The 25220-nt window shown below is 73.1% G+C and carries 25 protein-coding genes; 13 read left to right on the top strand and 12 right to left on the bottom strand.

Annotated elements, in window-relative coordinates; genetic code table 11:
* Positions 1-155 precede the first annotated feature (155 nt).
* The 6 genes from AB0M82_RS22050 (at position 156) to AB0M82_RS22025 (ending at position 6174) form a co-directional block, all read left to right on the top strand.
* Entirely contained in the window at positions 156-1463 is a 1308-nt protein-coding gene (locus AB0M82_RS22050; protein WP_364724906.1) for an NlpC/P60 family protein, read from the top strand.
* A gap of 42 nt (positions 1464-1505) precedes the next feature.
* Positions 1506-2222, top strand: a complete 717-nt coding sequence (locus AB0M82_RS22045; protein WP_364724672.1) for a methyltransferase domain-containing protein — start codon at positions 1506-1508, stop codon at positions 2220-2222.
* A 10-nt stretch (positions 2223-2232) separates the two neighbouring features.
* The gene (locus tag AB0M82_RS22040) at positions 2233-2778 is read left to right on the top strand and encodes an NTP transferase domain-containing protein (RefSeq protein WP_364724669.1); all 546 of its coding nucleotides are present in this window, start codon (positions 2233-2235) and stop codon (positions 2776-2778) included.
* 253 nt (positions 2779-3031) lie between these two features.
* Positions 3032-4096, top strand: coding sequence for a MoxR family ATPase (locus tag AB0M82_RS22035; protein WP_364724667.1), 1065 nt, complete (start codon positions 3032-3034; stop codon positions 4094-4096).
* Between the two features lie 7 nt (positions 4097-4103).
* Entirely contained in the window at positions 4104-5048 is a 945-nt protein-coding gene (locus tag AB0M82_RS22030) for a DUF58 domain-containing protein (RefSeq protein WP_364724664.1), read from the top strand.
* Positions 5049-5193: 145 nt separating this feature from the next.
* Positions 5194-6174 (top strand): VWA domain-containing protein, encoded by a 981-nt coding sequence (locus tag AB0M82_RS22025; protein ID WP_364724661.1) that lies wholly within the window; start codon positions 5194-5196, stop codon positions 6172-6174.
* On the opposite strand, the gene AB0M82_RS22020 is transcribed toward AB0M82_RS22025, so the two are convergent.
* The 7 genes from AB0M82_RS22020 to AB0M82_RS21990 all read right to left on the bottom strand — a co-directional run bounded on the left by AB0M82_RS22020 (position 6175) and on the right by AB0M82_RS21990 (position 12113).
* Entirely contained in the window at positions 6175-6690 is a 516-nt protein-coding gene (locus AB0M82_RS22020) for a hypothetical protein (protein ID WP_364724658.1), read from the bottom strand.
* Positions 6691-6732: 42 nt separating this feature from the next.
* Positions 6733-7203, bottom strand: coding sequence for a tRNA (cytidine(34)-2'-O)-methyltransferase (locus AB0M82_RS22015; RefSeq protein ID WP_364724656.1), 471 nt, complete (start codon positions 7201-7203; stop codon positions 6733-6735).
* Between the two features lie 3 nt (positions 7204-7206).
* Positions 7207-7629, bottom strand: coding sequence for a thioesterase family protein (locus AB0M82_RS22010; RefSeq protein ID WP_364724653.1), 423 nt, complete (start codon positions 7627-7629; stop codon positions 7207-7209).
* 118 nt (positions 7630-7747) lie between these two features.
* Positions 7748-8692, bottom strand: coding sequence for a TAXI family TRAP transporter solute-binding subunit (locus AB0M82_RS22005; RefSeq protein WP_364724651.1), 945 nt, complete (start codon positions 8690-8692; stop codon positions 7748-7750).
* Entirely contained in the window at positions 8689-10083 is a 1395-nt protein-coding gene (locus AB0M82_RS22000) for a HAMP domain-containing sensor histidine kinase (RefSeq protein WP_364724649.1), read from the bottom strand. Before AB0M82_RS22000 ends, AB0M82_RS22005 begins: the two co-directional genes overlap by 4 nt.
* Positions 10084-10089: 6 nt before the next feature.
* On the bottom strand, positions 10090-10758 hold the full coding sequence (locus AB0M82_RS21995) for a response regulator transcription factor (RefSeq protein WP_364724647.1): 669 nt from the start codon (positions 10756-10758) through the stop codon (positions 10090-10092).
* Between the two features lie 8 nt (positions 10759-10766).
* A complete protein-coding gene (locus tag AB0M82_RS21990; protein WP_364724644.1) occupies positions 10767-12113 on the bottom strand; it encodes an MFS transporter in 1347 nt (448 codons plus the stop codon).
* A 185-nt stretch (positions 12114-12298) separates the two neighbouring features.
* Here AB0M82_RS21990 and AB0M82_RS21985 point away from each other — a divergent pair, with 185 nt between their 5' ends.
* On the top strand, positions 12299-13003 hold the full coding sequence (locus tag AB0M82_RS21985; RefSeq protein ID WP_364724642.1) for a beta-ketoacyl-ACP reductase: 705 nt from the start codon (positions 12299-12301) through the stop codon (positions 13001-13003).
* A gap of 88 nt (positions 13004-13091) precedes the next feature.
* A complete protein-coding gene (gene fabI / locus AB0M82_RS21980; RefSeq protein WP_364724639.1) occupies positions 13092-13859 on the top strand; it encodes an enoyl-ACP reductase FabI in 768 nt (255 codons plus the stop codon).
* A gap of 3 nt (positions 13860-13862) precedes the next feature.
* Here fabI and AB0M82_RS21975 read toward each other — a convergent pair whose 3' ends face one another.
* The gene (locus AB0M82_RS21975) at positions 13863-15029 is read right to left on the bottom strand and encodes a Cmx/CmrA family chloramphenicol efflux MFS transporter (protein ID WP_364724637.1); all 1167 of its coding nucleotides are present in this window, start codon (positions 15027-15029) and stop codon (positions 13863-13865) included.
* Positions 15030-15102: 73 nt separating this feature from the next.
* Positions 15103-15684 (bottom strand): TetR/AcrR family transcriptional regulator, encoded by a 582-nt coding sequence (locus tag AB0M82_RS21970; RefSeq protein ID WP_364724634.1) that lies wholly within the window; start codon positions 15682-15684, stop codon positions 15103-15105.
* A gap of 86 nt (positions 15685-15770) precedes the next feature.
* On the opposite strand from AB0M82_RS21970, the gene AB0M82_RS21965 reads away from it, so the two are divergent.
* Entirely contained in the window at positions 15771-16814 is a 1044-nt protein-coding gene (locus AB0M82_RS21965) for a ferrochelatase (protein ID WP_364724631.1), read from the top strand.
* On the opposite strand, the gene AB0M82_RS21960 is transcribed toward AB0M82_RS21965, so the two are convergent.
* Positions 16777-17268, bottom strand: coding sequence for a GNAT family N-acetyltransferase (locus tag AB0M82_RS21960; RefSeq protein WP_364724629.1), 492 nt, complete (start codon positions 17266-17268; stop codon positions 16777-16779). The two genes, AB0M82_RS21965 and AB0M82_RS21960, sit on opposite strands and share 38 nt — an antisense overlap.
* Positions 17265-18062, bottom strand: a complete 798-nt coding sequence (locus AB0M82_RS21955) for a hypothetical protein (protein ID WP_364724627.1) — start codon at positions 18060-18062, stop codon at positions 17265-17267. Before AB0M82_RS21955 ends, AB0M82_RS21960 begins: the two co-directional genes overlap by 4 nt.
* Positions 18063-18163: 101 nt before the next feature.
* Between AB0M82_RS21955 and AB0M82_RS21950 the strand changes: the two genes are divergently transcribed.
* Together AB0M82_RS21950 and AB0M82_RS21945 are read left to right on the top strand one after the other, a co-directional pair.
* Positions 18164-19561, top strand: coding sequence for an ATP-binding protein (locus AB0M82_RS21950; RefSeq protein WP_364724624.1), 1398 nt, complete (start codon positions 18164-18166; stop codon positions 19559-19561).
* Positions 19558-21591, top strand: coding sequence for a VWA domain-containing protein (locus AB0M82_RS21945; protein WP_364724621.1), 2034 nt, complete (start codon positions 19558-19560; stop codon positions 21589-21591). The genes AB0M82_RS21950 and AB0M82_RS21945 overlap by 4 nt, the downstream gene beginning before the upstream one ends.
* Here the strand turns inward: AB0M82_RS21945 and AB0M82_RS21940 are convergent.
* Positions 21567-22970, bottom strand: coding sequence for a hypothetical protein (locus AB0M82_RS21940; RefSeq protein ID WP_364724619.1), 1404 nt, complete (start codon positions 22968-22970; stop codon positions 21567-21569). The two genes, AB0M82_RS21945 and AB0M82_RS21940, sit on opposite strands and share 25 nt — an antisense overlap.
* 126 nt (positions 22971-23096) lie before the next feature.
* Between AB0M82_RS21940 and AB0M82_RS21935 the strand changes: the two genes are divergently transcribed.
* Positions 23097-23855: a MerR family transcriptional regulator gene (locus AB0M82_RS21935; protein WP_364724616.1), complete on the top strand. Its 759-nt coding sequence runs from the start codon at positions 23097-23099 to the stop codon at positions 23853-23855.
* Positions 23856-23921: 66 nt separating this feature from the next.
* Entirely contained in the window at positions 23922-25160 is a 1239-nt protein-coding gene (gene mshC / locus AB0M82_RS21930; RefSeq protein WP_364724614.1) for a cysteine--1-D-myo-inosityl 2-amino-2-deoxy-alpha-D-glucopyranoside ligase, read from the top strand.
* The last annotated feature ends 60 nt before the right edge of the window (positions 25161-25220 follow it).

Genomic DNA, 25220 nt, shown 5'->3' with positions numbered 1-25220 from the left:
GCCATCCGCGCCAAGGGTCCCTCAATGGGGGGAATTGATGCCTACGGTGTGTAAGTTTCCGATGATGCTTGTGATAGTGGTGTGGCTGCGGTGACACGCGGTGTGCGCTGGTGACGGAGGTGGCGGTCGTGGCGGGACGGCGCGGGGGACGGTCGGTGCCGGGAGCCCGCCGTGGACTCACCGTGACCGCCCTGGTCCTGGTGATCTTGTCCGCCGCGGCCGGGACGGGCCTCGCCGCGCCCCCGCCGCCGCCCAACCCCAGTGACGCGGACCTCGGTTCGAGCAAGGCCGACGCCAACGCGAAAGCGGGCGAGGTCGGCAGGCTGACCAACCAGCTCGCCCAGGCCGAGCAGAAGCTGTCGCAGCTGCAGGACGACGTCGAGCTCAAGCAGGAAGAGGCCAACAAGGCCCTGGTCGACCTGCAGGCGGCGCAGGACGACGCGGCGCGCGCCGAGGACGACGCCAAGGCCGCCCGCACCGAGGCGGACGCCGCGTCGGCGGCCATCGAGCAGGCCCGCGCGAACCTCAAGTCGTTCGCCGCCGCGAGCTTCGAGCAGGGCAGCACGGTCGGCTCGCTCTCGGCGTACCTCAGCGCCGACAGCCCCAAGGACATGCTCGCCCGCGCGCAGCTGCTCGACGCCGTCGGTGGCGACCGGCTCAACGCGCTCGACCGGCTCCAGCAGGCGCGGACCGAGAAGTCGAACAAGGACGCCGCGGCCCGCAAGGCCGCGGAGATCGCCCAGGAGAAGCAGGACGCCGCGCGCCGGGCGAAGACCGGCGCCGACTCCGCGCAGGCCGCGGCCGTGCGGGCGCAGGACGACCAGGAGTCGCAGAACACCCGGCTCCAGAAGAACAAGTCCGACGTCGAGCAGCAGCTGTACGCCGCGCAGGCCAAGGTCAACGGCCTGCAGGGTCAGCGGCAGCGCTACCAGGACTGGCTCGCCCAGAAGACCCGGGAGGACGAGGAGCGCGCCCGCCAGGCGGCGCTCGGGTCCGGCGGGGCCGAGGGCCCCCCGTCCGGCGGGCCCTCGGCCCCGGCCGGCGCGTCGATCGAGGCGGTGATCGCCCGGGCGCTGTCGAAGCTCGGGATGCCGTACGCCTGGGGCGGCGGCAACGCGAGCGGCCCGACCCGCGGCATCCGCGACGGCGGCGTCGCGGACCGCTACGGCGACTACGACAAGATCGGCTTCGACTGCTCCGGCCTGATGATCTTCGCCTTCGCCGGGGCCCGGTCGCTGCCGCACTACAGCGGCTACCAGTACTCGGCGGGGCGGCAGGTCCCGCTGTCCCGGATGCGCCGCGGCGACATGCTGTTCTGGGGTGGGGACGGCGGCATCCACCACGTCGCCCTGTACCTCGGCGGCGGCCAGATGGTCGAAGCCCCGCAGTCCGGGCTGCGCGTCCGGATCGCGCCGGTGCGGTACGGCGGGATCATGCCGTACGCGACGCGCCTCATCGGCTGAAACCCGCTCGACGCCGTCACCGGCCCGGACCAAGATCGAGTCGTGGACGACGAACTGAACGCGCTGCGGCGCGCCCGGATGCGCTGGAACACGCCCCTGTCCGAGCCGCACGCGGACCTGCTGCTCGACCGGATGGGCCTGGCCGAGGGGCACCTCGCCGACCTCGGCTGCGGCTGGGGTGAGCTGCTGCTGCGTGCCGTCGAGCGGACGCCCGGGCTGCGCGGCACCGGCGTCGACAACGACGTCACCTCGCTCGAGCGCGGCCGGGCGGCGGTTGAGCGGCGCGGGCTGGCCTCGCGGGTCGAGCTGACCGAAGCCGACGCCGCGACCTGGGACGGTCCCGCCGAGCGGGCGTTCTGCGTCGGCGCCGCGCACGCCTTCGGCTCGACGAAGGCCGCGCTCGACCGGCTCGCCCGGGTGGTGCCGTCCGGCCGTCTGCTCTACGGCGACGGCTTCTGGGCCGTGCCCCCGTCCGATGCGGCGGCGGAGATCTTGGGCCCCGGCCTGCTGACCCTGCCGGACCTGCTCGACGCCGTGGACGACGCCGGCTGGCGCGTGCTGCACCTCAGCACCGCCGACCAGCTCGAATGGGACGACTTCGAGTCGACCTCGCGGGCCGGCTGGGAGGAGTGGCTGGCGGGGCACTCCGCCGACCCGCGGGCGGGAGAGGTCCGTGAGTGGCTCGACCAGCGGCTGCGCGAGTACGTCCGGGATTACCGGGGGGTGCTGGGCTTCACCTACCTCGTGCTGGGCCGCTAATGTTCCCGGGATGCGCTACGCGGGGATCGTGGTGGCCGGCGGCTCGGCCCGCCGGCTGTCCGGTGTGGACAAACCGGCGCTGTCGGTGGGCGGGAAACCGTTGCTGGCCCGCGCGATCCACGCCCTCGGCGGCGCCGAACGGGTGATCGCCGTCGGCCCGCGGCGGCCGGGCTTCGACGTGGTGTGGACGCGGGAACCGGTGCCCGGCACCGGCCCGGTGGCGGCGCTGGCCGCCGGGCTCGTCTTCGTCCCCGACGAGGTCGAGGTGGTCGCGCTGCTGGCGGCCGACCTCCCGGGCGTCCGCCGGTCCACTGTGGACAAGCTGGTGGCGGCGGTCGGCGACGGCGACGGCGCGGTCCTGGTCGACGCCGCGGGGGCGCGGCAGTGGCTGCTGGGCGCCTGGCGGGTGGCCGCGTTGAAGGCGGCGTTGCCGGAGCAGGTGGCGAACGCCGCCCTGCGGCGCGTCCTGGGCGGCCTGGCCGTCGCCGAGGTCCCGGCCGAACGGGGCGAAGCGGACGATATCGACACCCCGGAGGACCTGGAGCGCCACCGCTGAGCCACCCGGATCAGGCGGGCTCGCCGGTCGCGCGGATCTCGGCCGGTCCCCCGCGATTCCCGCAGGCCCCGCGGGACCAGGGCGCCTGTCAGGTCGAGAGGTGCTTCACAGGTGTCATACCGGTGACCGTGTTGGCTACTGACGGGCCAACGCGTGCGTCCGCGAGCCGGACGGACGGACGACCGGGGGACGCAGTACGGTCGCACCGCGTGATCACCGTCGCGGGGGCGGCGCACGATTTTGAGGAGGCAGAGTGACCGAGCCCGGCTACGCCGAGAGCGGGAACGGGCAGCAGCCCGCGACGCCGGCGCGGGACGCCCAGTTGCTGGAGCGGACCGTGTTCGAGGTCAAGCGGATCATCGTCGGCCAGGACCGCCTGGTCGAGCGGATGCTGGTGGGTCTGCTGGCCAAGGGCCACCTGCTGCTCGAAGGCGTGCCCGGTGTGGCGAAGACGCTGGCCGTGGAGACGTTCGCCCGGGTCGTCGGCGGGTCGTTCTCGCGCGTGCAGTTCACCCCGGACCTGGTGCCCGCCGACATCCTCGGCACCCGGATCTACCGCCAGGGCGCCGAGCGGTTCGACGTCGAGCTCGGCCCGGTCGTGGCGAACTTCGTGCTCGCCGACGAGATCAACCGCGCGCCGGCGAAGGTGCAGTCGGCGATGCTCGAGGTGATGGCCGAGCGGCACGTGTCGATCGGCGGGCAGACGTTCCCGATGCCGGACCCGTTCCTCGTGCTCGCCACCCAGAACCCGATCGAGAACGAGGGCGTGTACCCGCTGCCGGAAGCGCAGCGCGACCGGTTCCTGTTCAAGATCCTGGTCGAGTACCCCTCCGCCGAGGAGGAGCGCGAGATCATCTACCGGATGGGCGTCACCCCGCCCACCCCGCACGAGGTGCTGAGCCCGGGCGAGCTGGTCCGGCTGCAGGGCGTCGCGTCGCAGGTGTTCGTGCACCACGCGCTGGTCGATTACGTGGTTCGCCTGGTGCTGACCACCCGGACGCCGAACGAGCACGGCCTCGCCGACGTCGCCGGCTGGGTGTCCTACGGCGCGTCGCCGCGCGCGAGCCTCGGCATCATCGCCGCCGCACGGGCGCTGGCCCTGGTCCGCGGCCGCGACTACGTGCTGCCGCAGGACGTCGTCGACGTGGTGCCGGACGTGCTGCGCCACCGGCTCGTGCTGTCCTACGACGCGCTGGCCGACGGCGTGCCGATCGACCACATCATCACGCGTGTGCTGCAGACCGTGCCGCTGCCGCAGGTTTCGGCCCGGCCACAGGGCGGGGCCGGCCCGGTCCCGGCGGGCGCGCCGGTCAGGTAACCCGGCGATGGCGAAGAAGGAGAAGGGCGTCCGCCCGGCGTGGGCGCCGCCGGTGCTGCGCGGCGACCGGATGGAGGCCGGGCTCCGGACGCTGGAGCTCGACGTCCGCCGCCGGCTCGACGGGCTGCTGCAGGGCAACCACCTCGGCCTGGTGCCGGGGCCGGGGTCCGAGCCCGGCGAGGCCCGTCCGTACCAGCCCGGCGACGACGTGCGCCGGATGGACTGGGCGGTCACCGCCCGCACCACGACCCCGCACATCCGCGAGACCGTGGCCGACCGCGAGCTGGAGACGTGGGTGGTCGCCGACCTTTCGGCGAGCCTCGACTTCGGCACGGCACTCTGCGAGAAGCGTGACCTGGTGGTCTGCGCCGTCGCCGCGGTCGCGCACCTGACCGGGGGCGGCGGCAACCGGATCGGCGCGCTGATCTCCACCGGCGCGGAGACCACCCGCATCCCGGCGCGCGGCGGCCTGCCGCACGCCCGCGGGCTGGTGCGGAAGCTGGCCGAGACACCGCGCGCGCCCGAGGGCACCCGGGGCGACTTCGCCCAGGCCCTGGAGGCGCTGCGCCGCCCGCCGCGCCGTCGCGGCCTGGCCGTGGTGATCTCCGACTTCCTGGGCGACAGCTCGTGGGAGCGACCACTGCGGGCGCTGGGCGGGCGCCACGAACTGATCGCGATCGAAGTCCTCGACCCGCGCGACGTCGACCTGCCCGAGGTGGGCACCGTCGTGCTGGCCGACCCGGAGACAGGGAAACAGCGCGAAGTGCACGCTTCGGCCTTGCTGCGCAAGGAGTTCGGGGCCGCGGCCCACGCCCACCGGCAGAAAGTGGCGGCCGGGCTCCGGCGGGCGGGTGCGGCGCACCTGACGCTGCGCACCGACGCCGACTGGATCGCCGACGTGGTGCGGTTCGTCGTCGCCCGCAAGCGCCGGTGGTCCGGGGGTGTGGCGTGAACGAGCCGCTGGACACCGCGCTTGGTGTCGCGAATGACTCATTCGGGACCTGCGAGGTCCCGAATGAGTCATTCGAGACCAGGAAACCCTCGAGACTTTGCCGGAATCCTGCCGTGCGGCCGAGCGTCAGCGAGGGGGGCGGCGCATGAGTCTCACCGGATTCACCGCGCCCTGGTGGTTCCTGCTGCTGATCGCGGTGGCCGCGGTCGCCGCCGGGTACGTGCTCGTCCAGCGGGCGCGGCGGCGGCGGACGATGCGGTTCGCGAACCTGGACCTGCTGGAGAAGATCGCGCCGAAGAGCGAAGGCTGGGTCCGGCACCTGCCCGCCGTGCTGGTCGTGCTCTCGCTGCTGCTGCTGACCGTGGCGCTGGCGGGCCCGACCGCCGAGCAGAAGGTGCCGCGCAACCGGGCGACCGTGGTGCTGGTGATCGACGTGTCGCTGTCGATGGAGGCCACCGACGTCGCGCCGTCGCGGCTCAAGGCGGCGCAGGAGGCGGCGACACAGTTCGCGCGGAACATGACCCCGGGGATCAACCTGGGGCTGATCTCGTTCGCGGGCACGGCGACGGTGCTGGTCAACCCGACCACGGACCGCAACGGCGTGATCAAGGCGATCGAAAACCTCAAGCTGGCCCAGTCGACGGCGACCGGCGAAGGCATCTTCGCGGCACTGCAGTCGGTGGAGAGCTTCTCCAGCGTCGTCGGCGGGGCCGACGGGCCGCCGCCGGCGCGCGTCGTGCTGATGTCCGACGGGAAACAGACCGTCCCGGAAGACCTGTACGCGGCGCGCGGCGGGTACACCGCGGCGCAGGCGGCGAAGCAGGCCGGGGTGCCGATCTCGTCGATCTCCTTCGGCACCACCCACGGTTCGGTCACCATCGACGACAAACCCCAGCCGGTGAGCGTGGACGACGAGTCACTGCGCGAGATCGCGCGGCTGTCGGGTGGCGACTTCTACAAGGCGGCCAGCGCCGAGGAGCTGAAGAAGGTGTACGCGGACCTCGGTGAGCAGATCGGCTACGAGCTCAAGGACGCCGACGCCAGCAAGCCGTGGGTCGTCGTCGGCACCCTGCTCCTCATGCTGGGCGCCGCGGCCAGCCTGTTCTTCGGGCAACGGCTGCCGTGATCACCCCGCTCGGCGGACGCCGTACAGGCTGCCGCCGAGCAGGGTGACGCCCGACAGGACGCCGCTCACGAACGGCACCCACGGCAGCGCGGGGGAGCCCAGCAGGGCGAGGCCGACGACGCCGAGCACGGTCAGGACCACCCCGACCACCAGGATCGAGCGGGTCTTCCACGCGGAGGCGAGCGCGGCGAAGTGGAGCCCGACGACCGTGGCGATCCACGCGACGTTCGCCTGGACCGGCGCGTCCAGCAGGTTCAACACGAAGAACCCGGCGACCAGCAGCACCACTTCGCCGATGACGATCACCCGGTAGCTCGGGCCGAACATCGGCCGGCCCTCCAGGGTCGGGCGCCCGCCCGCGCGGACGCCGAGGACCACGACGGCCGCGAGCGCCACGACGGCGAGGGCACGGAGCACCCAGGCCACCGCCGCGGGGAGCGGGTCGCCGGAGTTGACGAGGACGAACACGGTGCCGAACGCGGCGCCGATGAGCGCCCCCAGGAACTGCTGTCGCATCCGGCGAACCTACCGGAGCCGATCAAGCGCGCGGCGGAGCGCTCAGCGCGCGTCCGGGGTGGCGAAGCCGTTCTGGCGCCAGGCCTCGTAGATCGTGATCGCCGCCGTGTTGGCCAGGTTGAGCGAGCGGCTGGTCGGCAGCATCGGCAGCCGCACCCGGTCGGTGACTTCCGGCGCGTGCTGGACGTCGGGCGGCAGGCCCGCCGACTCCGGGCCGAACAGCAGCACGTCCCCGGGTGTGTACGCGATGTCGGTGTAGAGCCGGGTCGCCGACGCGCTGAACGCGTAGACCTTCGCGGGCAGCAACGCTTCCCACGCCGCCGGAAGGTCCGCGTGCACCCGCACCCGGGCCAGGTCGTGGTAATCGAGCCCGGCGCGGCGCAGCTGCTTGTCCTCCAGGGTGAACCCGAGCGGCTCGACCAGGTGCAGCTCGCAGCCGGTGTTGGCGGCCAGCCGGATCGCGTTGCCCGTGTTCGGCGGGATTTCGGGGTGGTAGAAGAGAACGCGGAACACGGCTCAGTCCTCGAGCAGCGCCGCGTAGACCTTGCGGACGGCGTCCGGCGGCGCCGTGGGCCGCAGGGTGGCCGGATCGATGAACACGTACCGGATGTTCGCCGCCAGCACGGGTTCGCCCGCGCGGTGGATCTCGAAGTCGAAGATCAGCGACGTCGTGCCGAGGTGGCTCAGGTACTGCGCGACGACCAGTTCCTCGTCGTAGCGGGCGGGGGCGCGGTACTTCAGGTTCGCCTCCGCGACCACGACGTCCGTGCCGTGGGCGAGGAACTCGGCGTGCGAGCCGAACAGGATCTTCTCCGCCTCGAAGGCGCACATGTCCACATAGGCCAGGTAGTGGGCGTTGAAGACGATGCCCTGGCCGTCGCATTCGTGGTAGCGCACGCGCAGCGGCATCTCGACGATCGGGCGGCGGGGTTCGGTCACGCGCCCAATCTAGTTGCCCGATCCGGCCAAAAGCAGGCCGACCCCCGCGCGGCACGTGACCCGTTGCCACCAAGCCATTCGGCCGTGACTGTGGTCGGATCGGGAACGATCGGCACAGTCAGCCGTGCAGGGCGCGGTACGCGGCCGCCGCGCCCGGCTGCAGCGGCACCGGCTGGGTGCCGATCAACGTCCGCACGTCGAGGAACTGGGTTCCGACGGCCTCCGCGGGCACCAGGGCGGTGGCGTGCCCGACGAGCAGCCGGACGACCGCGGCGGCGACGTCGCCGGGCAGGGCGGGGGAGCAGACGAGCAGGTTCGCGACGCCGATCGTGCCCAGCGCGCCGACGCCGCGGTACGCGCCGTCGGGCACCTGGACCTGGTCGTACACGGGGCCGTACGCGGCGCGGAGCGCCGGCACGACCGGATCCAGGGGCAGCAGGGCGATCGGCGTGGTGCGGGTGAGGTCGGCGAGCTTCGGCGTCGGCACCCCGCCGGACCACAGCATCGCGTCGATCCGCCGTCCGGCCAGCGCGCGGACCGCGTCGTCGAACAGCAGGTGCCGGGCGTCGACCGTGACCCCGGCCTTCGCGAACAGGCGCTCGCCGAGCTGGGCCGCCCCGGAACCGCCGGCGCCGAGCGACACCGGGCGGCCCGCCAGGTCGGCGAGCCGGCGCACCGGCCCGTCCGCCCGGACCACGAGCTGCAGGTAGTTCTCGTAGACGCGGCCCAGCGCGAGCAACGGCACCTTCTCGGTGAACGGCGCGTGCCCGCCGAGCGACGTCTGGGCGACGTCGGCGAGCACCAGCCCGAGATCGGCCTGGCCGCGTCGCACGAGGTCGACGTTGGCGACGCTCGCCTCGGTCGGGACGGCCTTGGCGTGCAGCAGCGGCTCCGCGCGGTTCAGCTCGGCGGCCAGCAGCTCGGCGAAGGCCAGGTAGAACCCGCCCGGCTCGCCGGCCGCGATGGTCAGCGCGCGCTCCGGGCCGCGGTAGCCGGACGCCGAGCAGCCGGCCAGGGCGAGCCCGAGGCCGCCGAGCAGGGCGGTGCGGCGGGTGAGGGTCATCCCGGCACCTCCGCCAGCGGCAGGGTGACGCGGACTTCGAGGCCGTGCGGCTCGGCCTGGCGCAGGTCGAGGAGCCCGCCCCGGGTGCGGACCTGCTGGTGCGCGATGGCCAGCCCGAGCCCGGTCCCGCGCGGGGCGCCTTCGCCGCCGGCGCGCCAGAACCGCTCGGTCGCCCGCGCGCGGTCCTCAGTGGACAGACCGGGCCCGTCGTCGGCGACGACGAGGGTGGCGGTCTCCGGACCGGCCGCCCAGTCGGTGGTGATCTTCGCGCCGCGCCCGGCGTAGTGGACGGCGTTGTCCAGCAACACGTCGAGGATCTGCGCCAGCTCGCCTTCCGGGCAGCGCACGGTCACCGGCTCGTCGTGGCCGGGTGGCGGCACGAGCCTCGAACCGGCGTCCTCGGCGGCGGGACGCCAGGCGTCGACGCGTTCGGCGAGCACGGAGGCGAGGTCGCACACCTCGTCGGCGCCGAGGGCGGCGACCCGCGTCGCCGTGCTCTCGGCCAGCGCGAGCGCGAGCATGCCGTCCAGCAGCTTCTCGAGCCGTTCGACCTCGGCGACGGTGGCCCGGTAGGTGGCGCCGTCGCCTTCGACCCGGCCGGCCAGGGAGTCGACGCGCAGCCGCAGCGCCGCCAGGGGGTTCCGCAGCTGGTGCGAGGCGTCGGCGACCAGCCGGTGCTGCTGCTCGGCGGCTTCGAGCACAGCTTCGGACATCCGGTTGACCTCGGCGGCCAGCGTCCGCAGCTCGCGGGGCCCGGTGCGTTCCGGGACGTGCGCGCGGTGCCCGGCGGCGACGGCGAGCACCCCGGTCTCCAGTTCGTGCAGCGGCCGGACCATCCACCGGGCCAGCACCACGGCGAGCAGCACGAACACCACCGCGACCAGCAGCGCGCCGGCGCCGATGGTGGCCCACCGGGTGGCGACGTCCGCGGCGGCCGCCGTCACCGAGGCCCGCAGCACGACCACGCCGGACACCCGGGTGCCGGTGCCGACCGGGCGCGCGAAGTACGCCGGTTCGGCCGACCACGGACCGAGCCGCTCGACCTGCGGCGCCGGCTCGTTGCGCATCGTGGCCTCCACCAGCGCGCGCACCGCCGGGTCGGCGGCCGTCAGCCCGCCTGCCTGCACCAGCGGGACGCGCCGGGCGTCGACGATGACGACGCCTTCGCCGTACAGCTCGGCGTAGCGCGCCGCGTCGGCCACAAGCGCGGTCGCCTCGTGGGTGTCGACGGCCTGCTGGGCCAGCACGACGAACCGGTCGACGTCGGCGGTGCGGGAGATGACCAGCTGCTGGGTGCGCTGCTCGGCGGTGGCGGTCAGCAGCGGCACGGCGAAGGCGGCGACCACCGCGAGGGCGAGGGCGACCAGGACAACCAGCAGCCGGGTACGCACGCGGGGTCAGTCCCGGCCGAGCCGGTAGCCGAAGCCGCGGATGGTGGTGAGCAGCCCCGGCCGGTCGAGCTTCGCGCGCAGCTGCGTCAGGTGGACGTCGAGCGAGCGCGACACCGCGAGGTACGCGTCGCCCCAGACCTCGTCCATCAGCTGCTGGCGGCTGACCGCGGTGCCGGGGCGCGCGGCCAGCACGGCGAGGATCTCGAACTCCTTGGTGGTCAGCCCGATGTCGCGCCCGGCCACCAGGACCCGGCGCGCGGCGAGGTCGATCTCGACGTCGTCGACGCGCACGACGTCGCCGGCCGGGGCGTCGCGGGCCACCGCGCGCCGCACGACGGCGTCCATCCGGGCCAGCAGCTCGGCCAGCCGGACCGGCTTGGTCAGGTAGTCGTCCGCGCCGAGGCGGAGGCCGCGCACCACCGAGCGTTCGTCGCCGCGCGCGGTCAGCACGATCACCGGCACCGGCGACACCGCCCGGATCTTCCGGAGCACGTCGAGCCCGTCGAGGTCGGGCAGGCCCAGGTCAAGCAGGACCAGGTCGGCTTCGCGGTGGTGGTGCAGGGCGTCGGCCCCGCGGCCGACACTGGTGACCGGATGGCCGCGCGCGTGCAGCGACTCGGCGAGCGCGCCGGCGACACCCGCGTCGTCTTCGACGAGGAGCACGCGCACGGCCATCCCCTATCTCAGCGTTCGGCGCCCACCGGCTCCGGCCTGGCCTCCAGCTCGGAGGTCTTCGAGGTTTCCCGCATTGTGCCGTAGACGATCAGGGAGACCAGGACACAGCCCGCGACGTACCAGAAGAACACCGACTCGTGCCCGGCGCTCTTCAGCGCCTGCGCGATGAGCTCGGCGGTGCCGCCGAAGATCGCGACGGTCAGCGCGTAGGGCAGGCCGACGCCGATGGCGCGGATCTTCGTCGGGAACAGCTCGGCCTTCACGATCGCGTTGATGGACGTGTACCCGGCGACGACCACCAGCCCCGCCAGCACCAGGAAGAACGCGCCGACCGGGTTCCGGGTCGAGCCCATCACGGTCATGATCGGGACGGTGAGCAGCGTGCCCGCGATGCCGAAGAACAGCAGCAGCGGCCGGCGGCCGATCCGGTCGGACAGCCTCCCCGCGAGGGGCTGCAGGATCGCCGCGAGGAGGATCGCCGAGAACAGGATGATCGTGACCGTGCGCCGCGGGATGTGGGCGGTGTTCTCGAGGAACTTCTGGCTGTAGGTGGCGAAGGTGTAGAAGGCCACCGTGCCGCCGAGGGTCAGGCCGACGACGAGCGCGATCTCCTTGGGGTACTTGGCCAGCGCGCGCAGCGTGCCACGCTCCCCGGCGGCCTTGCCGGTTTCGCCACCGGACTCCTTCTTGAAGCTTTCCGACTCGTCCATGCCGCGCCGCAGCCACATCACGGTGAGCGCGGCCACGGTGCCGACGGCGAACGCGATCCGCCAGCCCCACGCCGTCAGCTGCTGCTCGGTGAGGATCATCTGCAGGATCAGCTGGAGCCCCAGCGCCAGCAGCTGGCCGCCGTAGAGCGTCACGTACTGGAAGCTCGAGTAGAAGCCGCGCTTGCCGGGAGTGGCCACTTCGGACAGATAGGTCGCCGAGGTGGAGTACTCGCCGCCGACCGAGAGGCCCTGGATCAACCGCGCGGTCAGCAGCAGGATCGGCGCGGCGATCCCGATCGTGTGATAGCTCGGCGTGACGGCGATCAGCAGCGAGCCGCCCGCCATGAGCGTGACCGAGAGCACCAGCGCGCTGCGGCGGCCGAACCGGTCGGCGAACCGGCCGAGCATCCAGCCGCCCAGCGGGCGCATGAGGAACCCGACGGCGAACACGGCCGCGGTTCCGAGGAACGCGGCGGTGGTGTCCGAAGTGGGGAAGAACGACTTGGCGAAGTACGTGGTGAACGCCGCATAGGCGTACCAGTCGTACCACTCGACCAAGTTGCCGATGGAGCCGCGCAGCACGTTGGCGATAACGCGTTTCTCGCTGACGGCCCCCGTGGGGGTGCCGCTGATCCGGGTTGTCATCGTCGACCTCCTGTGTTGCGACTCACGGTGACCAACCAGCGGGTAACCAGCAAGGTCGGGGGGCAGTTCCTAACACCCGCTTAGGACGGTCGCGGCGGCCCGCGGGCGTGGGTGCGCGACGCGGCGGGGCTGCCGATAACCTCGTGCCCGACACTGGCGCACGGTCGACGAAGAGGGAGAACGCTGTGGGACGGTCGGTCTTGGTCACCGGGGGCAACCGGGGCATCGGTCTGGCGATCGCCCTGGACCTCGCCGAGCAGGGGCACCGGGTCGCCGTCACGCACCGTGGTTCGGGCGCGCCCGAGGGTCTCTTCGGTGTCCAGGCGGACGTCACCGACACCGCGCAGGTCGACGCGGCGTTCAAGCTCGTCGAGGAGCACCAGGGCCCGGTCGAGGTGCTGGTGTCCAACGCCGGGCTGACCGACGACACGCTGCTGATGCGGATGAGCGAGGACCAGTTCGAACGGGTCATCAACGCCAACCTGACCGGCGCCTACCGCGTCGCCAAGCGCGCTTCGCGGGGGATGCTCCGCGGCAAGTGGGGCCGGTTCATCTTCATCTCCTCGGTCGTCGGCCTCTCCGGCTCGGCCGGCCAGGCGAACTACGCGGCGTCGAAGGCCGGTCTGGTCGGGTTCGCGCGCTCGCTGGCCCGTGAGCTCGGTTCGCGCAACATCACCTCGAACGTCATCGCGCCCGGCTTCGTCAACACCGACATGACCGGCGAGCTGAGCGAGGACCAGAAGAAGGCGATCCTCGCCCAGGTGCCCGCCGGCCGGTACGCCGAGCCGGCCGAGATCGCCGCCGCGGTGCGCTACCTGGCTTCGGACGACGCCGGCTACGTCAACGGCGCGGTGCTGCCGGTCGACGGCGGCCTCGGCCTCGGCCACTGACAGCGTTCTTCGACAACGTTTTCCCGACAACGTTTTCCCGACAGCGTTTCCCGACAACACAGCTCGTTCACCAAGACTTGGAGGATCCGTGCCCGGACTGCTCGAAGGCAAGCGCCTGCTGATCACCGGCATCATCACCGACGCGTCGCTCGCCTTCCACGCGGCCAAGATCGCGCAGCAGGAGGGCGCGAAGGTGGTGCTGACCGGCTTCGGCCGGATGTCGCTGGTCAAGACCATCGCGAAGCGGCTGCCCGAGCCCGCGCCGGTGATCGAGCTGGACGTCACCAACCAGGAGCACCTCGATGGCCTCGCGGACAACATCCGGGAGCACGTCGACGGCCTCGACGGCGTGCTGCACTCGATCGGGTTCGCCCCGCAGAGCTGCCTCGGCGCGCCGTTCCTCGACGCGCCGTCCGAAGACGTGAAGACCGCCGTCGACGTCTCGGCGTACTCCTTCATGTCGCTGTCGAAGGCGTGCCTGCCGCTGTTGGGCCGGGGTTCGTCGATCGTGGGCATGGACTTCGACGCCCGCGTCGCGTGGCCGGTCTACAACTGGATGGGTGTCGCGAAGGCCGCGCTGGAGTCGGTCAACCGGTACCTGGCCAAGGAGCTGGGCCCGCAGGGCATCCGCGTCAACCTGGTCAGCGCGGGCCCGATGAAGACCATGGCCGCGAAGTCGATCCCCGGCTTCTCGGACCTCGAGGACGGCTGGGGCGACCGCGCGCCGCTCGGCTGGGACAGCTCGGACCCGGACCCGACGGCGAAGAGCGTCTGCGCGCTGCTGTCGGACTGGCTCCCGGCCACGACCGGCTCGATGATCATGGTCGACGGCGGCGTCCACGCCCTCGGCATCTGAGTTTCACGCGGCGACCGGTTCCCGGTCGCGGTCGTCGGCCCGCTGGACGACGACCGCGACCGTGAGCGCGGCCAGTGTCGCGACGCCGAGCGCGAGGCCCGTCCACGCCACGCTCGGGAAGCCGAGGCCGGCGCCGATCGCGACGCCGCCGAGCCACGGGCCGATCGTGTTGCCGACGTTGAACGCCGCCGTCGTGCTGGCGCCGACGAGCGTCGGCGCGTCCCCGGCCACCGCGTACGTGCGGACGTTCAGTGCCGGGTTGGCGCCGAACCCGGCGGCCCCGAAGACGAGCACGGCGGCCACGGCGACCGCCGTGTCGGTCGTGAGGGCCAGGACGAGCAGCGACGCCAAGGCGAGCCCGACGCAGCCGTAGAGCGTGGCGAAGGGCCGGCGATCGGCCAGCCGCCCGCCGGCCGTGATGCCGATGAGCGCGCCGACGCCGAACAGGGCGAGGACTCCCGGGACCCACTCCGCGGGCAGGCCGTCGGTCTCGGTCAGCAACGGCGCGAGGTAGCTGAACGCGGCGAAGATCATGGCCTGGCACAGGGCGATCACGCCGAGGGCGAGCCAGAACCGGCCGCGCCGGTACAGCCGAAGCTCGGTGCGGACGCTCATCCTGCCGCCGGTCGTCTCCGGCACCAGCGTGGCCACGCCGGCCGCGGCCAGCAGCGTCACCGCCGCGACCGCCCAGAACGCCGTCCGCCAGCCCGCGTGCTGGCCGATGAACGTCCCCGCGGGGACACCGGCGATGTTGGCCACGGTCAGCCCGCCGACCAGCACTGCCATCGCGCGGCCGCGTCGCTCGACGGGCACCAGCGCGATCGTGGTCGCCGCGGCGACGGCCCAGAAGCCCGCGCAGGCGAGCGCGGCCACCACCCGCGTCGCGAACAGCACCGCGTACCCGGTGGAGAGCGCGCCCACGACGTGCGCCCCGAAGAAGACCGCGAGCAGCGCCGGCAGCGTCCGGCGGCGGGGGAGCCGCAGGGTGCCGATCGCCAGCAGCGGCGCGCCGACCACCATGCCGATCGCGAAGGCGGAGATCAGCAGCCCGGTGTCGGGAATGCTGACGCCGAGGTCGGCGGCCATCCCGGGGAGCAGGCCGGTGATCATGAACTCGGACGTGCCCAGCGCGAACACGCTGAGCCCGAGGACGAAGACGGCCAGGGGCACGGGACCTCCAGTGTTATGTATCGGTCAGTTCAAAACTCGGGCAGCGATCGCGCTGTTCCGGTCGTGGTGACTCTCAGGCGGTGATGGCGGCGAGCGCGAGGTCCGCGACGGCGTGCATGGCCTCGCCGCTCGCGCCCCGGCGGGACATCACCCGCAGCCCCGAGATGGTGCTGAGCAGGAACTCCGCCACGGCGGCCGGGTCGCGGCCGTCCCGGAGGCTGCCGTCGAGCACGCCTTCCCGCGCGCATTCGCCGAGCAGGGCGAGCTGCTGTTCGGCGTCGCGCCGGAGGGCTTCGCCGACCTCGTCTTCGGGGACGCCGAGCTCGGCGAGGGTGTTCACGACGAGGCAGCCGCGGCGGTCGTGCGTCAGCTCTTCGTCGACGAGTCCGGCGAACATCGCCGCGATCCGTTCGGCGGCGGTGCCCGGGCCCTCGAGCACCGCTCTCCGCCCGGCCAGCCCCCGAGCGCTGTAGTGCGCCAGCGTGCGCCGGAACAGGGCCCGCTTGCTGGTGAACGTGTTGTAGACGCTGCTGCGTCCGAGCCCGGTGGCCTCGCACAGGTCCTGCGTCGACGTCGCCTCGTAGCCGCGTTCCCAGAACGCGTGCATCGCGCTCTCGACGGCGGCGGACTCTTCGAACTCCCGTGGCCTGGCCATGCGGCCACCGTACCAGTGTTTTGGACTGGTCGATTCATAACGAGCCCGGATCGGCGTGCGGGCCGCCACATCGGCAAGATGACGGGGTGGGATACGACGCGCTGCTGTGGCTTTCGTTCGGCGGTCCGGAAGGACCCGACGACGTCATACCGTTCCTCGAGAACGTGACCAGGGGCCGGGGGGTGCCACGCGAGCGGCTCCTGGAGGTCGCCGAGCACTACCGGCACTTCGGGGGCGTCTCGCCGATCAACCAGCTGAACCGCGACGCGATGGCCGCGGTCGAGAAGCAGCTCTCGGCCGCCGGGATCGACCTTCCGGTGCACTTCGGCAACCGCAACTGGCACCCGCTGGTGGAGGACACCCTGGCGTCGCTCACCGAGGCCGGTGCCAAGCGGGTCCTGGTCTTCCCCACGAGCGCGTACGGCGGCTACTCGGCGTGCCGCCAGTACGACGAGGACATCGAACGCGCCCGCGCGGCGGTCGGCTCCGCGGCCCCCGAGATGGTGAAGCTGCGGCAGTTCTTCGACCACCCGCTGTTCGTCGCGGCGGTGGCCGACGGCGTGCGTGCGGCCCACGCCTCGCTGGGCAACGCGCCGGGCATCCGCACGGTGTTCACGGCGCACTCGGTGCCGGAGAGCGCGGATCTCGCTTCGGGGCCACCCGCGGCCGGCGGCCGCCGCTACTCGAGCCAGATCGCGGAGGCGGCCCGGCTCGTCGCGGCCGAAGCGGGCCTCGACGCGTACGACGTCGTCTGGCAGTCGCGGTCGGGGCCGCCGCAGGTGCCGTGGCTGGAGCCGGACATCGTCGACCACATCGACGCGCTGCACGCCTCGGGGGTGCCGGGGGTGGTGGTCTCGCCGATCGGGTTCGTGTCGGACCACCTCGAGGTGATCTGGGACCTCGACAACGAAGCCGCGGAACGCGCCGCGGAGCACGGCATGGCGTTCGCCCGCGCCGCGACGGCGGGTTCGGACCCGCGCTTCGCGGAGCTGGTGGTGGAGCTGGTCCGCGAGCACACGCACGGTGCGGAGCCGCGGAAGCTGTCGTCGTTCCCGGCGGCGGGGTGCACGGTCAACGGCGCGCCGTGCGCGATCAGGTGCTGCGAACCGGCGAAGCGCCCGGCCCGCTGACGCCGGTCTGCAGGAGGTGCGGGGACGCCGCGAACCCGTGCCGTTCGTAGGCCGGGACGGCGCGCGACGACGAATGCACGGTGACGCGTTCCAGCCCGAGATCCGCGGCCAGGCGCAGCGTCGCGTCGATCAGCCGGCCGCCGAGGCCGTCGTCGCGGGCTTCCGGCACCACGTACACGCACTGGACGTCGCCGGCAGCCCGGGAGAACACCAGCGGGCTCGGCACGCGCGCGGTGATCGCGAGGAAAGCCATCCCGATCACCTGCTCCTCGCGCAGCAGGACCAGGCACCGGTGCGTGGCCGCGTTCTCCCGCGCCCACGCGGCGAACTCCCGCACGAACTCGTCGCGGCCCGCCGCCGGCAAGCCGTCCTGTTCGGCCACCCAGCGCCACCTCAGCCCGGCCACGGCTTCGAGCTCGGCGGGCCGGGCGGCGCGGATCTCGATGTTCGTCACCCTTCGCGGGCGGTCTGTTCCGCGAAGACCCGCACCGCCTCGTTGACCGCGGCACACCGAGCCAGCCGGACCGCGTCCGACAGCGGCCTCAGCGCCTGCGCCCGCAACGTCGAAGCCGACGCCGACAACGCGCCGCCGGGGTCGTCGGTCGACGCGACGACCAGGATCGCCGCGATCTCCTCGGCCCGCTGGAGCACGCGCAGCGCGCGCCCGGGCGTGCCGGCCGGCCAGTCGACGTTCGGGCGCGAGCGCAGGTGCGCGGACAGCTCGGCGCGCACGCCCGGACGGTCCGAAGCCACGTCCAGCGTCTGCAAGGCCCCCGCGCTGGCCCGGATCGCGTCCGTCAGCCCGTGCTCGGCATCGCCGAGCGCCAGGTACTCCGGAGGCGCCGGCACCGCGAGCGAGTAGACCGTCCAGCGCACCAGTCCCTCGGCGATCGGCTCCGGCACCAGCCCGAACCCGAGGTCGGGGAGCACCACCGCTTCGCCGGCGCGCAACGCCGCTTCGGTGAACGGCCCGCCGCCGCCGAGGCCGCGGACGTCGCCCGGCACCGGGAGCACCAGCCGGAGGGATTTCGCTCCTTGCGAACGCAGCGCCATCAGCAGCTGGACCGGGGTGGCCGCGCGGTGGAACGCCAGCGGCAGCGCGAACGCCTCCGCCGCGGCCGCGTCGGCGGCGACCACGTCGTGGGCCTCACCCCACGCGAGCAGGGCATCGAGCACATCGTCCGCGGCGGCGGCTCCGTTCAGCCACGCGCTGGACCAGACGGCGAAAGTCGCACTGGGACGGCACACGACGCCCTATTTTACCGGCTCGCCCTCCCATCGCGGGAATGCGCCCACGCTGGAGTCGCTCCACATCGACGGGCCGCCGTTCCGGCAGTAGCGTCGAACGGGTGAACGCTGTTCCAGACGCTCTTCCCCGCACCGCCGGGGCCCTGCGCGCGGCCGGGTACGAGCCGCGCCCGATCGCCCAAGAGATCCACGACAACCTGCTGACCGCCCTCCGCACGGGCGAAGACGCCTGGCCCGGCATCGTCGGGTTCTCCCGCACCGTGCTGCCGCAGCTCGAACGCGCGCTGCTGGCCGGCCACGACGTCGTCCTGCTCGGCGAACGCGGCCAGGGCAAGACGCGCCTGCTGCGCACCCTCGCCGGCCTGCTCGACGAGTGGACGCCCGTCATCGAAGGCGCCGAGTTGGGCGAACACCCGCTGCGGCCGATCACGCCCGCGTCGCTCCGCCGCGCCACCGAACTCGGCGACGACCTGCCGGTGGCCTGGCGCCACCGCTCCGAGCGCTACACCGAGAAGCTCGCCACGCCGGACACCTCGGTCGGCGACCTGATCGGTGACGTCGACCCGGTGAAGGTCGCCGAAGGGCGCAGCCTCGGCGACCCCGAGACCATCCACTTCGGCCTCGTCCCGCGCGCCCACCGCGGCATCGTCGCCATCAACGAGCTGCCCGACCTCGCCGAGCGCATCCAGGTCGCGCTGCTGAACGTGATGGAGGAGCGCGACATCCAGGTCCGCGGCTACACACTGCGGCTGCCGCTGGACGTCCTGCTCGTCGCCACCGCGAACCCCGAGGACTACACCAACCGCGGCCGGATCATCACCCCGCTGAAGGACCGCTTCGGCGCCGAAATCCGCACCCACTACCCCCTGGACGTCGAGGCGGAGGTCGCCGTCGTGCGCCAGGAGGCGAACCTGGTCGCCGAGGTCGGCGAGCCGCTGCTGGAGGTCATCGCCCGGTTCGTCCGGAACCTCCGCGAGTCGTCCGTGATCGACCAGCGGTCCGGCGTGTCGGCGCGGTTCGCCGTCGCCGCGGCGGAAACGGTGGCGGCCGCGGCGCTGCGGCGCTCGGCGCTGACCGGGGAAGAACCGGCCGTGGCGCGGCCGGTCGACCTCGACGCCGTCCCGTCGGTGCTGCGCGGCAAGATCGAGTTCGAGCCCGGCGAAGAGGGCCGCGAGATCGAGCACCTGGTGCACCTGCTGCGCCGCGCGATCGCCGAGACCGCGCGCGAGCGGTTCGCCGGGCTGGACCTGCGGCCGCTGGCCGACGCGGTCGCCGACGGCCATCTGGTCGCCACCGGCGAACGCGTGCCCGGCAAGGACGTCCTCGAAGCGCTGCCGGAACTCCCGGTGCTGCACGAGGTCGCCGAGCGCGCCGGCGTCGCCGCCGACGAGCCCGCCGGGCGGATCGCGGCCGCCGTCGAACTGGCCCTCGAATCGCTGTTCCTGGCCAGGAGACTCGCCAAGGACTCCGACGACGCGACGACCGTCTACGGCCGATGACCGCGGTCCCGCTTCCCGACGGCTACTCCTACGGCCCGTGGCACGACGGGCCGGACCCCCTCGCGCCGCCGGCCGACCTGCGCGACGCGCTCGACGAGATCGGCCGCGAGGTGATGGCCGGGGCGTCGCCGCGGTCCGCGCTGGAGGAGCTGCTGCGCCGGGGCACCGAACGCACGTCGGGGCTGGACGAGCTGACGCGGCGCCTGTGGCAGCGCCGGTCGCGGATCCAGCGGCGCAACAACCTCGACGGCACCCTGCGGGAGGTCCAGCGCCTGCTGTCCGAGGCCCTCGACGCCGAACGCCGTGAGCTGTTCCCGGACCCGGACGACGAAGCCCGGTTCCGGGAGGCGCAGCTGGACGCGCTGCCGCCGGGCACGGCCGCCGCCGTCAACGAGCTGGCCGAGTACGACTGGCGGTCCGAACAGGGCCGGGAGAACTACCAGAAGATCCGCGATCTGCTCGGCCAGGAGCTGATGGAGTCCCGCTTCCAGGGCATGAAGCAGGCGCTGCAGAACGCGGGCCCCGAGGACGTCGAGCGGATCAACGAGATGCTCGGCGATCTCAACGACCTCCTGGCCGCGCACGCCCAGGGCGTCGAGGACATCCAGGAACGCTTCGACGACTTCATGGCCAAGCACGGCGAGTTCTTCCCGGAGAACCCGCGGAACGTCGAAGAGCTGATCGACGCGCTCGCCGCCCGGTCCGCCGCGGCCCAGCGGATGCTCAACTCGATGTCCGCCGAGCAGCGCGCGGAGCTGGCCGAGCTGACCCAGCAGGCGTTCGGCGACCCGCGGCTCGCGCAGCAGCTGGCCAACCTGGACGCGCAGCTGCGGGCGGCGCGGCCGGGCGAGGACTGGACGTCGTCCGAGCGCTTCCGCGGCAAGAACCCCCTGGGCATGGGCGAAGGCGCCCAGGCGATGGCGGATCTCGCCGAGCTGGACGCGCTGGCCGAGCAGCTCGGCCAGTCCTACCCCGGCGCGCGGCTGGAGGACATCGACCTGGAAGCCCTCGAGCGCCAGCTCGGCAAGGACGCCGGGGTCGACGCCCGGCGACTGTCCGAACTGGAGCGTGAGCTGCGCCGCCAGGGCCTGTTCGAACGCGCCGCCGACGGGTCGCTCCGGTTGTCGCCGAAGGCGTTGCGGCGGCTCGGCGAGACGGCGCTGTCCGACATCGTGAACGCCTTGCGGGGCAAGGCAGGCGACCGCGAGACCGAGTCGGCGGGCGCGGCCGGTGAGCCGACCGGGGCGTCGCGGCCGTGGCGGTTCGGCGACATGCAGCCGTGGGACGTGCCCCGGACGATCCGCAACGCCGTGCTGCGCACAATGTTCTCCGGGGCCGAGCCCCGGACCCCAGCCGGGGGGCAAGCCCCCCTGGACCCCCCAAAGCGTCGTGGGTCGGTGGGGGAGCGGTCGGTCCGGCTGGACGTCGAGGACGTCGAAGTGGTCGAAACCGAGCACCGCTCCCGCGCGGCGGTGGCGCTGCTCGTCGACACGTCGTGGTCGATGGTGCAGGAAGGCCGCTGGCTGCCGATGAAGCGCACCGCGCTCGCGCTGCACCAGCTGATCAGCACCCGGTTCCGCAACGACGCGCTGCAGCTGATCACCTTCGGCCGGTACGCGATGCCGGTGGCGCTGCCGGAGCTGATCGGGCTGGAAGGCGCGTGGGAGCAGGGCACCAACGCCCACCACGGGCTGCTGCTCGCCGGGCAGCACCTGCGGCGCCATCCCGACGCCCAGCCGGTGGTGCTGATGGTCACCGACGGCGAGCCGACGGCGCACCTGGAACCGGACGGCGAGGCGGTCTTCGACTACCCGCCGCAGCCGCAGACGCTCCACAAGACACTGTCCGAAGTGGACAGGCTGGCGAAGCTGGGCGCGTCGGTGACGGTGTTCCGGCTCGGTGACGATCCGCGGTTGACGGCGTTCGTGGACCTGATCGCGCGCCGTTCGGGCGGCCGGGTGGTGGCGCCGGATCTCGACGGCCTCGGCGCGGCGGTGGTCGGCGACTACTTGCGCACCCGGCGCCGCTGAGCCGGGGCAGGCGGGTTCGCCGCCTGGTCCAGGGACCGGGCGGCGAGCGCGGTGTCATCGTGCCCGGCGGGCAGGTAGGCGTCGTGGTCGGCGAGCACTTCGCGGCCGAGGGCGCGGGCCCGCGGGTACGCGCCGGCGGCGACCAGCAGGTCGACCGACCGGCGCCGGAGCCGGAGGATCCGCTCCAGCCTCGGGGCCGGCTCGGCCGAGGGCAGTGCCCGGAAGTGCCGCCACAGCGCGGCCGCGTGGTCGACGAGGTCCACGGCCGCGTCGTCCGTCTCCACGACGGCGAACGCCCGGTCCAGCGCCGGGGCCAGCCGCTCTTCGGCGTGGAGCCGGCCCAGCACCGCATGCCGGGTGAGCTGGTGCACGGTGACGATCTCGCCGCGGACGTCGAATTCGGCGAGGGACGCGGCGGCGAGAACGGCGAGGGCCGCGTCCACCGCCATCGGGTCCGGCCCGGCGCGGTGGACCAGCGTGAGGCGCACGCCCCGCGAAGCGAGCACGGCGAGGAGCTCGGCGATCACCAGGGCCAGGCCGTCCTGGGCCGCCACGGTCCGCAGCGCGGCCAGCGTGGTGTCGTCGACGCAGGCCGGGCGGTCCTCGCCCGGTTCCCGTTCCCGCGGCGTGACGTGCGGCAGCTGGTCGAGGTATGTGGCGAAGTCCAGCCGCTGCTGCCGGATCACGCCGCCCGCCTGGGCCAGCGCGAGCGGCAGGCAGCCCAGCGCCCGGACGACGTCGGCCGCGGCGGTTTCGCCGGCGTCCCGGCCTGACCGCGCGCTGAGGAAGCGGACCGCCTCGGCCTCGCCGAACCCGCCCACCGGCACGGTGCCGCCGAGGACCCCGAAGTCCGGCACGGTGGTCGTGACGAGCACCCGGGCGCGGGCAGGCAGCCAGCGGTTGAGCGCGTCCGGGTCGGTCGCGCCGTCGAAGACGACGACGGCGCCGTCGAGGCCGTCGAGCCACGCCAAGCCCGCGCGGGCCGCCGCTTCGGCGTCGCCGCCGCTCAGCCCGGCCCGCCCGGCCAGCTCGGCGTACGTCCGGACGATGTTCGCCGGATCGCCCGCCGCCACCCAGACCACGGGCGAGCGGCCGTCGAGGGCGAAGGCGGCGGCGAGATGGGTTTTGCCGGTGCCGCAGCCGCCGAGCAGGACGCAGAACCGGCCACCGGCGAAGGTCTCGTCGATCCGCGCCAGCAGCGCGCCGCGGCGCACAGCCGAAAGGGGCTCGCGGGGAACGGCGCCGTGGACAAGCCGCGGCAAAGATCGCCGGGCCGGGCTCGGCTTCCCCGCCGACGGCGTCCGGCGCAGGACGCGGACGAATGTCGTGACCAGGGCGATCACGACGACCGCGCTGCCCACCACGGTCTCGGCGCTCATCGAATCAGGCTAACCGCGCGCACCACCGGGCGGCGGCCACGGAAGGGTGATGCTTGACCCTCACGTCACGTGAGGCGCCACCGTGGTCTCCGCAAGGGCCACACCGGCCGGAGAGGGAGGGGAACGATGGGGCATCCCGTGGGCAAGGTCGCCGCGCTGGCCGGGATCACCGTCCGGACGCTGCACCACTACGACGAGATCGGCCTGCTCAGCCCGAGCGGGCGGACGAGCTCGGGGTACCGCAGTTACGACGACGGCGATCTCGACCGGCTGCAGCGCATCCTGTTCTACCGGGAGCTCGGGTTTCCCCTCGAGACGATCGCGACCCTCGTCGACGACCCGGGGATCGACGCCGGCGCGCACCTGAAACGGCAGCGGGAGCTGCTGGTGGCGCGCATCGGCGAGCTCGGGCGGATGGTCGCGGCCGTCGATCGCGTGATGGAGGCGAGAGCCATGGGCAACGCACTGACGCCCGAGGAGAAGTTCGAAGTGTTCGGCGGGTTCCGCGAGCCGGACGGCTACGCGGAGGAGGCCGCGCGGCGGTGGGGTGACACGCCCGAATGGCAGGGTGCGGCCACACCGTCCAAGGAGGACCTGGCGGCCGGGGAAGCGGTACGGACGGACTGGGTGCGCCGGCTCACCGCGGTGCTCGACGCGGGCGGTGCTCCGGACGGCGCCGAGGCGATGGACCTGGCCGAGGAGCACCGCGCGATGCTCGCCCGGTTCATGGGGGAGTGTTCGTACGAGACGCACCGGCGGATCGGTGAGCTGTACGTCACCGAGCCGGTGCAGCTCGGCTTCCTGATCAGGGAAGCGGAGCAGCGGCCCGGCGCCGGCGCGTTCGTCCGCGACGCGATCAGGGCGAACGCGGCGCGCCGGGGGTAATACTCCACGTGGGGGACCAGTCCCACCGGGCGGGAGGGTGCCGGGGGCAGCATTTACAGTCGAGGTATGCAGACTTGGTCATCGGTCGACGTGCCCCGCATCCCCGGCACCCCCCGCCCGCTGCGGCTCCACGACACCGCCACCGGGCAGATCCGCCCGACCGCGCCCGGCGCCACCGCCCGGATGTACGTCTGCGGCATCACGCCCTACGACGCGACGCATCTGGGGCACGCCGCGACGTACCTCGCCTTCGACCTGGTGAACCGGGTCTGGCGGGACAACGGCCACGAGGTCCACTACGTGCAGAACGTCACGGACATCGACGAGCCGCTGCTGGAGCGGGCCCAGCGTGACCAGGACGACTGGGTCGTGCTGGGCATGCGGGAGACGGCGCTGTTCCGCGAAGACATGACCGCGCTGCGCGTCATCCCGCCGAAGCAGTTCGTCGGCGCCGTCGAGAGCATCCCGGAGATCGTCGAGGTCATCGCGAAGCTGCTGGCCAACGGCAGCGCGTACCAGGCGGACGACGACGAGTTCCCCGACGTCTACTTCGACCACACCGCGACCGGGAAGTTCGGCTACGAGTCGAACTACGACGCCGCCACGATGGCGAAGTACTTCGCCGAGCGCGGCGGTGACCCCGACCGCGCCGGCAAGCGTCACCCGCTGGACGCGCTGCTGTGGCGTGTGGCCCGCGAGGGCGAGCCGTCGTGGGAGTCCGAGCTCGGCCCGGGCCGCCCGGGCTGGCACATCGAGTGCAGCGCGATCGCGGTCAACCGGCTGGGCCTCGGGTTCGACGTCCAGGGCGGCGGCTCGGACCTGATCTTCCCGCACCACGAGTACAGCGCGGCGCACGCCGAGGCCGTGGCGAAGGACGGTCAGTTCGCCCGCCACTACGTGCACGCGGGAATGATCGGCCTCGACGGCGAGAAGATGTCGAAGTCGCGCGGGAACCTGGTGTTCGTTTCGCGGTTGCGGGCCGACAAGGTCGACCCGGGCGCGATCCGGCTGGCTTTGTTCACCGGGCACTACCGCGCCGACCGCCCGTGGACGGCCGACCTGCTGACCGACGCCGAAGCCCGCCTCGCCCGCTGGCGCGAGGCCGTCTCACTGACCACCGGACCGTCGGCCGAGGACACCGTCGCCCGCCTGCGCGACCACCTCTCCGACGATCTCGACACGCCGAAGGCCCTGGCGGCGATCGACGCGTGGGCGAGCGAGGCCCTGCGCCGCGACGGCACCGACCCGGCGGCCCCCGGTCTGATCCGCATCGCCGTCGACGCCCTGCTCGGCGTCACCCTCTGACCACGGAAAGCCGTGAATGTCGCATTGAGGGACTCAGAGTCCCTCAATGCGACATTCACG

This window comes from Amycolatopsis sp. NPDC051128 (genome assembly GCF_040682715.1).
GTDB lineage: Bacteria > Actinomycetota > Actinomycetes > Mycobacteriales > Pseudonocardiaceae > Amycolatopsis.
Note: the sequence above shows the minus strand (reverse complement) of the source record. Positions and strands in the feature narration are given on the sequence as shown.

What these genes read in the sequence shown, in the direction of transcription:
- AB0M82_RS21940 (WP_364724619.1), bottom strand. Translation starts at nt 22,970, where the DNA reads ATGAGCGCCGAGACCGTGGTGGGCAGCGCGGTCGTCGTGATCGCCCTG.
- AB0M82_RS21970 (WP_364724634.1), bottom strand. Translation starts at nt 15,684, where the DNA reads ATGGCCAGGCCACGGGAGTTCGAAGAGTCCGCCGCCGTCGAGAGCGCG.
- AB0M82_RS22005 (WP_364724651.1), bottom strand. Translation starts at nt 8,692, where the DNA reads ATGACCCTCACCCGCCGCACCGCCCTGCTCGGCGGCCTCGGGCTCGCC.
- AB0M82_RS21945 (WP_364724621.1), top strand. Translation starts at nt 19,558, where the DNA reads ATGACCGCGGTCCCGCTTCCCGACGGCTACTCCTACGGCCCGTGGCAC.
- AB0M82_RS21990 (WP_364724644.1), bottom strand. Translation starts at nt 12,113, where the DNA reads ATGACAACCCGGATCAGCGGCACCCCCACGGGGGCCGTCAGCGAGAAA.
- mshC (WP_364724614.1), top strand. Translation starts at nt 23,922, where the DNA reads ATGCAGACTTGGTCATCGGTCGACGTGCCCCGCATCCCCGGCACCCCC.
- AB0M82_RS22025 (WP_364724661.1), top strand. Translation starts at nt 5,194, where the DNA reads ATGAGTCTCACCGGATTCACCGCGCCCTGGTGGTTCCTGCTGCTGATC.
- AB0M82_RS22030 (WP_364724664.1), top strand. Translation starts at nt 4,104, where the DNA reads ATGGCGAAGAAGGAGAAGGGCGTCCGCCCGGCGTGGGCGCCGCCGGTG.
- AB0M82_RS21935 (WP_364724616.1), top strand. Translation starts at nt 23,097, where the DNA reads ATGGGGCATCCCGTGGGCAAGGTCGCCGCGCTGGCCGGGATCACCGTC.
- AB0M82_RS22020 (WP_364724658.1), bottom strand. Translation starts at nt 6,690, where the DNA reads ATGCGACAGCAGTTCCTGGGGGCGCTCATCGGCGCCGCGTTCGGCACC.
- AB0M82_RS21995 (WP_364724647.1), bottom strand. Translation starts at nt 10,758, where the DNA reads ATGGCCGTGCGCGTGCTCCTCGTCGAAGACGACGCGGGTGTCGCCGGC.
- AB0M82_RS22040 (WP_364724669.1), top strand. Translation starts at nt 2,233, where the DNA reads ATGCGCTACGCGGGGATCGTGGTGGCCGGCGGCTCGGCCCGCCGGCTG.